Origin of the sequence: Eudoraea sp., assembly GCF_049665975.1 — a bacterium.
Classification (GTDB): Bacteria; Bacteroidota; Bacteroidia; order Flavobacteriales; family Flavobacteriaceae; genus Eudoraea.
On the sequence record NZ_JBATGR010000014.1, the window covers coordinates 1 to 2,408 of the forward strand.

Genomic DNA, 2,408 nt, shown 5'->3' on the forward strand with positions numbered 1-2,408 from the left:
GCCCCCCGGATAACAAATGGATTGTACCTTTTGGTGCCGGTTTTGGTAAAATATTTGCCATTGGTAAGCAGAAGTTTAATGGAAATGTAAGTGCCTATTGGAATGCAGCAAAACTAGAAGCTATTGATGGGCCTGATTGGACCTTGAGGTTCCAATTAGCATTTTTATTCCCGAATTAAAAAACGAGATCAAAACCTGATAGTACTAATTCAATTTTGCTAATGCATTGAACAAATGCTTTTAAAACATAAAAATTAAAAGACGATTGTTTACTTTTATTCTCACAGCCTGGAAAAGGAAAGTATTTGGTTACAGACCATCCCGGGTAAATCCTGGTTTTTAGCATTGAGAATGTATGGCCCGCTTAAGGCATATGCCGATAAACCTGGAAACCAGATGATATTGAGTTAGTTAAGTAAACTAATAATTAAATATAACAATGCTAAAAAGTGAGAAATGAGCGGTACTAGTCCTATTCAAAGCAAAACTTCAATTATTGTCAAATTTGCGGCCTTTGTGGTTATTGTTGCAGGGGTAATGTATGCTACCACCTTAGTGACTTCAGTGTTGATGGCACTATTTATTAGCATTATTCTTTCTCAACCCATATTGTGGTTACAAAAAAAGAAAGTTCCTCAGGGATTGGCTATTGCTATTGTTTTTATTACAGTCACCGGGATCTTTATAGGATTTGGAGAAATAATAGCAACTTCATTCTCTTCCTTTTCAGAAAATGAAGCGGTATATGAAAAGAACCTGAGTGAGATGGGCAATTCAGTCATAGAATTTTTTAATGATAAAGGCATACACATTTCTACCGATAATATGTCCGATATGTTCGTGCCGTCAAAAATTATGAGCGTTACAGCCGGATTTCTGGAACAATTGGGAGGTTTTATGGGCAATGCGCTAACCATATTTTTCCTGGCACTATTTCTTTTACTTGAGATGGATACTATTCCGGTAAAAATAAAGGCGATTGTTAAAGGAACTACAGATTCATTAGGTTTTTTTGATGCAATAGGGGATAGTATTCGCCATTATTTGTCCATTAAGACGGTGACCAGTTTGCTAACCGGTTTATTCATCTGGATTGGCCTTGTTATTATTGGCGTAGATTATGCGATCATCTGGGCATTAATTGCCTTTCTTCTGAATTACATTCCCAATATAGGATCTTTTATTGCAGCCGTTCCTGCTGTCCTGTTTGCCGCGGTACAACTTGGACTTGAAGGGGTTTTATGGACAGGAATTGTTTTCATAGTGATCAATGTCGTAATTGGCAATGTTGTTGAACCAAAAATGATGGGTAAAGGTTTAGGTCTATCTACTTTTGTAGTCTTTCTGTCACTTTTGTTCTGGGGATTTATGCTGGGTACAGTGGGCATGTTTTTATCGGTACCCTTAACTATGGCTATAAAAATAATGCTTGAACAGGATCCCAATACTAAATGGCTTGCTATTGTCCTGGGAACGGAAGATGAAGCACAAACAATAATTGATAACCAAAAATCACCAACGGATTAAAAGCAAGAGAAAGAGACGACCACAAGTGGACTACCAAAGTTGTCTTAATCCTACTAGACATGGTTCACTTTTTTGAACCTGCTAAATATTTCTCCAACAAAACATTTTTTAAATGATACGCTGAAAATCTATAATAAACTTTACTACAATTGCATATTAACTTAGAATTGGTCATTTTTTGTATTGCGTTCCAAATCATTTCGGCCGATTGGTTATAATAAGAATTTCCTATTGCCCGTAATTGTAAAAGATTGAATAGTGTCCAGGTTCCATTAATAAAAAAACAGCTTACAACAACGTGACCTATGAAAAACCCTATTCCATCCCGATAGCTTCTCCTTCGTAATACTATGGAGAAGGAGCTATCGGGACTCTAAAGTTAAAAGAAGGGCAGTTGATCTATGACACGATATCATCAAAATGTATCTAGCCGAACCTCATTATCCTCTCTTTTCTGATATGGTTAATTACATAAATGTAGTATCTTCATTTACAACTTAATATTCTATAACCAAACATACGAGCCGAACCGTTAGGTGCAAGGCGGTCCATAACAAAGCTATGAATTAGCTAAAGGATTTTTATTTTTCCTTGTAATCAGGTAAAAACTCAGTTACATCTTTTTATAACTGATATGGAATCATTTTTTAACTAAATTTAGCAATGCTATTCACAAAGCTACACCGGCCACCTGTTTCCAGGGAACATGTTTACAGAACGCATCTGGTTGAACTTCTGGAAAAGAACATACACAAACCCCTTACACTGGTTTCTGCCGGTGCCGGTTATGGTAAGAGCATGTTGGTTAGTTCCTGGTTAGAAAAATCCAAAATTCCGTATGCATGGGTTTCTTTAAGTGATGAGGACAATGATCTCAGACT

The 2,408-nt window shown here is 36.5% G+C and carries 2 protein-coding genes; both read left to right on the forward strand.

What is annotated here, in order from left to right; translation table 11 throughout:
* Positions 1-456 precede the first annotated feature (456 nt).
* On the forward strand, positions 457-1,527 hold the full coding sequence (locus tag WBN20_RS00595; RefSeq protein ID WP_424280335.1) for an AI-2E family transporter: 1,071 nt from the start codon (positions 457-459) through the stop codon (positions 1,525-1,527).
* Between the two features lie 663 nt (positions 1,528-2,190).
* Positions 2,191-2,408: hypothetical protein (locus WBN20_RS00600; RefSeq protein ID WP_424280336.1), on the forward strand; the 218-nt coding region annotated here is incomplete at its 3' end.

Coding starts and splice junctions, on each gene's coding strand:
- WBN20_RS00595 (WP_424280335.1), top strand. CDS start 457: ATGAGCGGTACTAGTCCTATTCAAAGCAAAACTTCAATTATTGTCAAA.